The organism is Leisingera sp. (assembly GCF_982940295.1).
This window is the reverse complement of the sequence record NZ_CEYXRG010000022.1, coordinates 58,756-67,281: the sequence shown is the minus strand read 5'-3', so window position 1 is coordinate 67,281 and position 8,526 is coordinate 58,756. Positions and strand designations below refer to the sequence as shown.

At 63.8% G+C, this 8,526-nt stretch carries 10 protein-coding genes; 5 read left to right on the top strand and 5 right to left on the bottom strand.

Features of this window, described 5'->3' with window-relative positions; genetic code table 11:
• The 4 genes from AC4HIX_RS17620 to AC4HIX_RS17605 form a co-directional block, all read right to left on the bottom strand.
• A partial coding sequence (locus AC4HIX_RS17620) for an NAD(P)(+) transhydrogenase (Re/Si-specific) subunit beta (RefSeq protein WP_490399930.1) occupies positions 1-470 on the bottom strand: 470 nt, incomplete at its 3' end.
• Between the two features lie 13 nt (positions 471-483).
• Complete coding sequence (locus AC4HIX_RS17615; protein ID WP_490399929.1) at positions 484-2,055, bottom strand: Re/Si-specific NAD(P)(+) transhydrogenase subunit alpha; 1,572 nt, start codon at positions 2,053-2,055, stop codon at positions 484-486.
• 138 nt (positions 2,056-2,193) lie between these two features.
• Entirely contained in the window at positions 2,194-2,643 is a 450-nt protein-coding gene (locus tag AC4HIX_RS17610) for a methyltransferase family protein (RefSeq protein ID WP_490399928.1), read from the bottom strand.
• A 224-nt stretch (positions 2,644-2,867) separates the two neighbouring features.
• The gene (locus AC4HIX_RS17605; protein WP_490399927.1) at positions 2,868-3,818 is read right to left on the bottom strand and encodes an MBL fold metallo-hydrolase; all 951 of its coding nucleotides are present in this window, start codon (positions 3,816-3,818) and stop codon (positions 2,868-2,870) included.
• 147 nt (positions 3,819-3,965) lie between these two features.
• On the opposite strand from AC4HIX_RS17605, the gene AC4HIX_RS17600 reads away from it, so the two are divergent.
• The 4 genes from AC4HIX_RS17600 (at position 3,966) to kynA (ending at position 7,352) form a co-directional block, all read left to right on the top strand.
• Positions 3,966-4,718 (top strand): SDR family NAD(P)-dependent oxidoreductase, encoded by a 753-nt coding sequence (locus tag AC4HIX_RS17600; RefSeq protein ID WP_490399926.1) that lies wholly within the window; start codon positions 3,966-3,968, stop codon positions 4,716-4,718.
• Positions 4,718-5,095, top strand: coding sequence for an MmcQ/YjbR family DNA-binding protein (locus AC4HIX_RS17595; RefSeq protein WP_490399925.1), 378 nt, complete (start codon positions 4,718-4,720; stop codon positions 5,093-5,095). The genes AC4HIX_RS17600 and AC4HIX_RS17595 overlap by 1 nt, the downstream gene beginning before the upstream one ends.
• 81 nt (positions 5,096-5,176) lie before the next feature.
• Positions 5,177-6,370, top strand: a complete 1,194-nt coding sequence (gene kynU / locus AC4HIX_RS17590) for a kynureninase (protein WP_490399924.1) — start codon at positions 5,177-5,179, stop codon at positions 6,368-6,370.
• A gap of 148 nt (positions 6,371-6,518) precedes the next feature.
• A complete protein-coding gene (gene kynA, locus AC4HIX_RS17585) occupies positions 6,519-7,352 on the top strand; it encodes a tryptophan 2,3-dioxygenase (protein ID WP_490399923.1) in 834 nt (277 codons plus the stop codon).
• 33 nt (positions 7,353-7,385) lie between these two features.
• On the opposite strand, the gene AC4HIX_RS17580 is transcribed toward kynA, so the two are convergent.
• The gene (locus AC4HIX_RS17580) at positions 7,386-7,967 is read right to left on the bottom strand and encodes a TetR/AcrR family transcriptional regulator (protein WP_490399922.1); all 582 of its coding nucleotides are present in this window, start codon (positions 7,965-7,967) and stop codon (positions 7,386-7,388) included.
• A 94-nt stretch (positions 7,968-8,061) separates the two neighbouring features.
• Between AC4HIX_RS17580 and AC4HIX_RS17575 the strand changes: the two genes are divergently transcribed.
• Positions 8,062-8,526, top strand: a complete 465-nt coding sequence (locus tag AC4HIX_RS17575) for a (2Fe-2S)-binding protein (protein WP_490399921.1) — start codon at positions 8,062-8,064, stop codon at positions 8,524-8,526.

Sequence of the window (8,526 nt, the reverse complement as noted above, 5' to 3'; positions counted from 1 at the left end):
GAGCCGGTGAAGGTGATCGCGCCGATGAAGATGCCGAGGAAGAGTTCCACGCGCAAAAAGGCGATCTCGGCCGGGGTTTTCTTGGCGATCAGCTTGGCGAAGGTGCCGAGCTCATCGGTGCTGGCAGCGGATGCCACATTTCCGATCTCGAAATGGGCGATGAAGCCGACAAACACCGCCGCGAGGCCGACCAGCGAGTGCATCGCCGCCACCAGCTGCGGCATCTCGGTCATCTGCACCCGCTTGGCGACATAGGTGCCGATGATGCCGCCGCCCGCGATCAGCAGGATCGACAAGAGCCACAGGCCCGAACCAGGGCCGATCAGGGTGGCAAACACCGCCAGCCCCATGCCGGCAATGCCGTACCAGACCGCGCGCTTGGCGCTTTCCTGGTTGGAAAGCCCGCCCAGCGACAGGATGAAAAGAACAGCCGCAACGACATAGGCGGCGGTGGTGAAACCGTAATCCATGTGCCCGGCCTCCTTAAGATTTCTGGAACATGGCGAGCATGCGCCGGGTGACGAGGAAGCCGCCGAAGATGTTGATCCCGGCCATGAACACCGAAAGCGCCGCCAGCAGGATCACCAGGAAGCTGCCCGATCCGATCTGCATCAAGGCGCCGAGGATGATGATCGAGGAGATCGCGTTGGTGACCGCCATCAGCGGCGTGTGCAAGCTGTGCGCGACGCCCCAGATCACCTGGAAGCCCACGAAACAGGCCAGCGCAAAGACGATGAAATGCTGCATGAAGCTGACCGGCGCAAACAGCCCGACCAGCAGCAAGAGCGCACCGCCGCCCGCCAGCATCGTGACCTGGCTCTTTGTCTGCGCCTTGAAGGTCTCGATTTCCTTGGCCCGCTTTTCCTCCGGTGTCAGTTCCGGCACAGTTTCCTTGGGCTTGGCCGCAATTGCCTGCACCTTGGGCGGCGGCGGCGGGAAGGTGATCTCGCCCTCAAACGCCACGGTGGCACCGCGGATCACGTCGTCCTCCATGTTGTGGTTGACCTGGCCGTCTTTCTCCGGCGTCAGGTCGGCCATCATGTGGCGGATGTTGGTGGCGTAAAGCGACGAGGACTGCGCCGCCATCCGGCTGGGGAAATCAGTGTAGCCGATGATGGTGACGCCGTTGTCTGTCACCACTTTCTCGTCCTTGACGGTGCCTTCGACGTTGCCGCCGCGCTCCGCCGCCAGGTCGACGATCACCGAGCCCGGCTTCATCGCCGCCACCATATCGGCCAGCCACAGCTTGGGCGCGTCGCGGTTGGGGATCAGCGCGGTGGTGATGACGATGTCGACCTCCGGCGCCAGCTCGCGGAACTTGGCGAGCTGCGCTTCGCGGAATTCCGGGCTGGAGACAGCCGCATAGCCGCCGGTGGCGGCACCGTCCTGCTGCTCCTCCTCGAAGTCGAGATAGACGAACTCGGCGCCCATGGATTCGACCTGCTCGGCCACTTCGGGGCGCACATCGAAGGCATAGGTGACGGCGCCCAGGCTGGTCGAGGTGCCAATCGCCGCCAGGCCCGCAACACCGGCGCCGACCACCAGCACCTTGGCCGGCGGCACCTTGCCCGCGGCGGTGATCTGGCCGGTGAAGAAGCGGCCGAAGTTGTTGCCCGCCTCAATGACCGCGCGGTAGCCCGCGATATTGGCCATGGAGCTGAGCGCGTCCATCTTCTGGGCGCGGGAGATCCGCGGCACCATTTCCATGGCGATCACATTGGCGCCCTTGGCCTTGGCGAGCTCCATGCCCTCTTCGTTTGCGGCCGGATTGAAGAAGGAAATCAGCGTCTTGCCCTTGGTCAGCCGCTTCAGCTCGGTGGCGTCGGGCTGGCGCACCTTGGCGACGATATCGGACGCCTTCCACAGCGCTGCCGCCGTCTTGATGATCTCGACGCCGGCCGCTTCATAGGCAGCATCGGAAAACCCCGCCGCTGCCCCGGCCCCGGCCTCGATCGCGCACTCATACCCCAGCTTCTGCAGCTGACGCGCAGAGTCCGGCGTCATCGCCACGCGGTTTTCACCCGCAAATGTTTCTTTTGGTGTTCCTATTTTCACCTTGTCGGTCCCCCTCGTCCTGCCCGTGCCAGCATCCTCTGGGTACGGATCACAATAATTTTCTCTACAATGCGCAAGATTGTTGCGCAAGGATTTTGCTGCGTTGCCGCAAAGTCATGCCGCAATGCCGCGTTCCGGTCAGATCCAGCGGCGCACTTTCCGTTCATAACGGGCCCAGTCGGCGCGGAACGTCCGGCGCATCCTGTCTTCCTCGGGAATGACGAAACGCTTCTCCAGCACCCAGAGGAAAACCGGGATCAGCGGCAGCGACAGCACCGCATCGAACCACAGGATAAGGCCCGCCAGGATCAGCACATCGCCCAGGTAGATCGGGTTGCGGCTGCGGCTGAAGATGCCCGACTGCACCAGGCGGCTGGGTGTCTGATGCGGCAGGACCGTGGTCTTCTGCCGCCGCATCTCGGTTATGGCGAGCAGCGCCAGCAGCAGTCCGCCGCCCAGGAGGATACCGCCCAGAAACTCCGCCCAGGCGCCGCCGAACGAGAGCCCGAGCGGAAAATGCCGCGCCTGCAGCCATGCGGCCAGGACAAAGCCCGCGAGCCAGACGGGCGGCACATCAAGCCACCGCATCAGGCCCTGCCCCCTTGCAGAATATGTCCTGAAATCATGCACATCGCGGGCAGTTTTCCCTTATCCGTCCTGGCCGTCCAGACCGGTTCGGCCGGGACTGAAAGAAAAGGACAAAATGCCCTTCGTGCCGCAGAAACGAAGAATCTGTTCCAGCTTGCGGCATGATCCTGCACAAATTCACCGGTTTGCCTAAGTATATTTTTGTGTACCGCAGCGGGGCCGGCTCACTCCCACTCCATTTCCTCGAAAACCCGGCCCGCGTTCTTGGTTGCCAGTTCCTCGAATGTGTCCAGGGTCTTCCAGCGCTCCTGGTCAACATAGTAGGCGCTGGCGAGGTCTCCGCCCGCCTCGATATGGGCGCCGACCTTGGCCCGGAGGTCGGTCAAGTAGTCGAGCGTGTAGCGCCGCACCTGCGGCAAATTGGTCGGGTGGCCGTGGCCCGGGATCACATAGGCGGGGTCAAGCGGTTCCAGCTTGTCCTGCCAAGTCTCGATCCAGCATTTGGTGCAGGTGTGCGGGAACACCGGCAGCATGCGTTCGTGAAATGCGATGTCGCCGGCGATCAGAAGGTCCCACTCCGGGATCCAGACCTGGATGTCACCCGGATCATGCGCCGGGCCGAGGTGCAGCACCTGCATTTCCACCCCGCCCAAGGAGAGATCGTAGCGGTCCTCGAACGACAGGTTGGCGTATTCGACGCGGGTCTGCCCCGCCCGGTCCTTGTTGTAGCCGCGCATCCGCTGCAGGATCAGGTCGCTGTTTTCCTGCGTTTCAGCAATCGCCTCGGCATGCGCCAGCACGTCCACGCCCATGTCGCGCCAGTAGCCGTTGCCCAGCATCGCATGGCCTTGGCCGTTTTCGTTGATCACCAGAACCACCGGCTGGTCCGTCACCTGCTTGATTTCCTCGTGCAGCGCCTCGGCCAAGGCATCGGAGGCACCGGCGTTCACCACCACCACGCCTTCGGAGGTAACGATGAAGGAGAGGTTGTTGTTATGGCCTGCATTCTCATAGGTCGGCGGCGCGGTGGCCCCGATGGCGGAGAACACATTAGGGATGACCTCCACCGGTTTGGAATACAGCTCAGACTGGGGGTACTGGTCAGCGATGTCTTCGCTGGCTTGGGCGGTTGCAGCGATGCACAAGGCTGCGCTGAGGGCGGCAATGGCTTTCATCGGAAATCTCCCTGAAGGTTTGCAGCGACATTCACACATGCGAATGTGACTGTAAACGCCTTACCCATGCGGCGTGACGGCACGGCGGGGTTGCCAGATGCCCCGGCCCGGTTAGGCTGGCCCGCAAAACAGGGAGGTCCGAGTATCATGACATTGCAAGGCAAACACGCGCTGGTCACCGGCGGCGGCACCGGGATCGGGCTGGCAGTTGCGCAGGCTTTGGCCGCTGAGGGCGCGCAGGTCACCATCACCGGGCGCAGGCAGGAGGTTCTGGAGCAGGTTGCCACCGGGGGCCTGCATCCGCTGGCGATGGATGTGCGCAGCGAGGAGGATGTGGCGGCCAAGGTGGAGGCTGCGGTGGCGGCGCGCGGTCCGGTCCAGATCTGTGTTGCCAATGCCGGCGTTGCCGAGGGCGCGGCGCTGCACAAGACCTCGATGGAGTTCTGGCGCAACATGATGGCGACCAACCTCGACGGGGCCTTTCTGACCATCCGGGAGTGCTTCAAGTCGATGCGGGAGACCGATTGGGGGCGGGTGATCACCGTGTCCTCCATCGCCGGCCTGCGGGGGCTGAAAGGGGCGGCCTGCTATTCGGCCACCAAACACGGGATGATTGGCCTGACCCGGGCGCTGAGCGAGGACTATCTGGGCACGCCATTTACATTTAACGCGCTGTGCCCCGGCTATGTCGACACCCCGATTGTCGAGCGCAATGTCACGGCGATCTCGCAGCGCGCAGGTATGAGCGCGGTGGAGGCAATGGACGTAATGGTGAACGCCAACCGCCACAAGCGGCTGATCGAGCCCAGCGAGGTCGCCGCCGCGGCGCTGTGGCTGTGCGGGCCTGGGTCGGGATCGGTGAACGGCCAGTGCATCGAGATTGCGGGCGGGCAGACCTGATGGACCGGGAGGCGTTCAACAGCTTTTGCGCCAGCTTTCCAGCAGCGGAACACGTGGTGCAATGGGGCAATTCGGACGTCTGGAAGGCGGGTGGCAAGCTGTTTGCGGTCTGCGGCTGGGCTGACGGCAGGGATGCCTTCACCTTCAAGGCCGGCGACATTGCCTTTGAAGTGCTGCAGGAGCGCCCCGGCGTGCGCCCGGCGCCCTATCTGGCGTCGCGCGGGATGAAATGGCTGCAGCAATTTGACGACGACGGACTTACGGACACGGAGCTGAAGGACCAGATCACCCTGTCCTATCAGATGGTCACCGCGAAGTTGTCCAGGAAGAAGCGCGCCGAGCTGGGCATTCCGGACCCGCAGCCCGCCAAGCGCTAGGCACTGGACAGAATGATGCGGATGCGATAGCACCTTCAAAAAGCTTTAAGCTTGAAATACCTCAAGGCACGCGAGGCCCCAATGACCGATTTTGCTGCAACCAAGGCAATGTTCGACCTGCCGGAAGGCGTGATCTATCTGGACGGCAACTCGCTGGGCCCCCTGCCCCGCGCCGCCCGGGAGCGGGTCGGGTCGATGATGCAGGACGAATGGGGGCAGATGCTGATCACCGGCTGGAACAAGGCCGGCTGGATGGACAAGCCCAAGGCGCTGGGGGACCGGATCGGGCGGCTGATCGGGGCGGAGCCGGGCCATGTGGTGATGGGCGACACGCTGTCGATCAAGGTTTACCAGGCGGTGGCCTCAGCTCTGGAGCTGAACCCGGGCCGCAAGGTGGTGCTGTCGGACAACGGCAACTTCCCCACCGACCTGTATATGGCAGACGGGCTGCTGAAGTCGCTGGGGCCGGACTATGAGCTGCGGGTCGTGGACCCGGAAGAGGTCGAGGACGCGATCACCGATGAGATCGCGGTGCTGATGATCACCGAGGTGGATTACCGCACCGGCCGTAAGCACGACATGAAGGCGCTGACCGAGAAGGCCCATGCACTGGGTGTGCTGACGGTCTGGGATCTGGCCCATTCGGCGGGTGCCATTCCGGTGGATCTGGCCGGGTGCCATGCGGATTTCGCAGTGGGCTGCACCTACAAATACCTGAACGGCGGCCCCGGCGCGCCGGCCTTCATCTATGTCTCGCCGCGCCACGCGGAGACCGCCCGCCCCGCCCTGTCCGGCTGGCTGGGGCATGAGGCGCCCTTTGCCTTTGACCTCGACTACCGGCCCGGCAGCGGCATCGACCGGATGCGCGTCGGCACCCCGCCGATCCTGCAGCTGACCGCGCTGGAGTCGGCAATGGATATCTGGGACATGGCAGATATGAACTCCGTGCGCGCCAAGTCGATCGCGCTGTGCGACCTGTTCATCGCCGAAGTCGAGAAGAGCTGCCCGCAGCTGGAGCTGGCCTCGCCGCGCGACCCTGCGTTCCGCGGCAGCCAGGTGTCGTTCAAGTTCGACGAGGGCTATGCCGCGATGCAGGCGCTGATTGCCCGCGGCGTGATCGGCGATTTCCGGGCGCCGGATATCATGCGGTTCGGCTTCACCCCGCTGTACATTGACGAAGGCGACGTGCGCGCCGCGGCGGAGATCATCGCTGACGTCATGACAAACGCCCTGTGGGACCGGCCGGAATACATGGTCCGCCACGCGGTCACCTGATGCGCCTGCGCCGCGCATACCATCTGCCGCTCTGCCGCCCGGCGGGCTGGGTTGCGCTGTGGCGCCGTCTGGCCCAATGCGGCACCCTGAACCGGAGGACGCATTCCTTTCCCTGACATATACTGCATTTAGGAAAAGGAATGATCCGATGACCCAACCCTATGATCCCGCCGACGACGGCGCCCAGATGTCCTTTGACGGGCGCATGTCCTATGGCGATTACCTGTCGCTCGACATGCTGTTGAACGCGCAGAAGACATGGACCAACACCCATGACGAAATGCTGTTCATCATCCAGCACCAGACCTCAGAACTGTGGATGCGGCTGGCCATTCATGAATTGAGCGCCGCCCGCGAACGGCTGCTGGGCGGCCAGGCACGGCAGGCGTTCAAGATGCTGGCGCGGGTGGCGCGCATCTTTGAGCAGCTCAATTCCGCCTGGGATGTTCTGCGCACCATGACGCCGTCGGATTACACCGCGTTCCGGGACGAGCTGGGCCAAAGCTCAGGCTTTCAGTCGCACCAGTACCGGCAGATCGAATTCATGCTGGGCAACCGCAACAAGGCGATGCTGCGGCCGCACTCGCACCGGCCGGACATTCTGGCGCTGCTGGCGGCGGAACTGAAGCAGCCGTCGCTCTATGATGTGGCGCTGAAGGCGCTGGCGCAGCGCTTTGATCTGCCGGATGAAGTGCTGAACCGCGATGTGTCGGAGGCCTATCAGCCGCATGAGGCGGTGCAGGCCGCCTGGACAGAGGTCTACCGCGATACCGAGGCCCACTGGGAGCTGTACGAACTGGCCGAGAAGCTGGTGGATTTCGAGGACTACTTCCGCCGCTGGCGCTTCAACCACGTGACCACGGTGGAGCGCGTGATCGGTTTCAAGCGCGGCACCGGCGGCACCGGCGGTGTCAGCTATCTGAAACGGATGCTGGAGGTGGAGCTGTTCCCCGAGCTCTGGCACCTGCGCACCGAACTGTAATGCGCGCGCGGGCCGGTGCGTCCGGCCCGCCCCTCAGCGCGGCGTCAGCCCGGCCCCGAACAGGGCGGCCAGCTGACGCACCCCGGCCTGATAGGCGGCGAAATCCGCGGCAGTTTGCTTGATGCCCTTAAGGGACGCGCAAATCGTCTGCGCGATCACCGCAGCATCGCCGTTCAGCGCCGCCTGCCCGGCCTTTGCCTGCTGCTGCAGCCAGCCGGCGTAAAGCCCGCGCAAGGCCGCTTCGCCCGCCTCGATCTCCTCACCCGCGACGTTTTTGGTGATCTCAAACAGCTCCATCCCGTGGGGTGAGGACATCATCGACTCGATCGCTTCGCCGCCCTGCCCCCTGAACGCGGCCAGCAGGCGGTCTGACAAGGTGCCTTCAGAGGCCAGCCCGGCGCGGACGTTCTCTGCCGCATTGCCGTAATACGCGGCCACAAGCGCCCGGAAGATCGCCTCCTTGTTCTTGAAATGCAGGTAAAGCGCCGGGCGCGACATGCCTGCCCCCTTGGCGATGTCGTCCATTGAGGTCTTGCGGAACCCATAGGTGGAGAACGCCGCCCAGGCGGCCTCAAGGATTGCCTGCTGTTTTGGGTCTATGCCTGCCATGTTCATGATTTCGCTTCTGACACTGTTTGTGAAAAATGTCAATTGACATACTGACATTTTCGATTACATTTGTCAGCGACCCAGCAAAGGAAGACACGCCATGTCCACCACGCTTCGCATCAATGGAAAATCCCATCAGGTGGACCTGCCTGATGACGTCCCCCTGCTGTGGGTGCTGCGCGATGAGGTTGGCCTCACCGGCACCAAGTTCGGCTGCGGCGTGGCCGCCTGCGGCGCCTGCACCGTGCAGATTGACGGCGAGGCCGTGCGCTCCTGCCAGGTGGCGCTGTCGGATGTCTGGGGCGAGGTGACCACGATCGAGGGCCTCGGCACGCCGGATGCGATGGCTGCGATCCAGCAGGCCTGGGTGGAGCATCAGGTGGCGCAGTGCGGCTACTGCCAGTCCGGCCAGATCATGCAGGCGGCGAGCCTCTTGGCGGAAAACCCGGCGCCCTCGGATGCGGAGATTGACGAGGCGATGCAGGGCAACCTGTGCCGCTGCGGCACCTACCCGCGCATCCGCGCCGCCATCCATTCCGCGGCCCAGAAGATGCAGGAGGCGTAA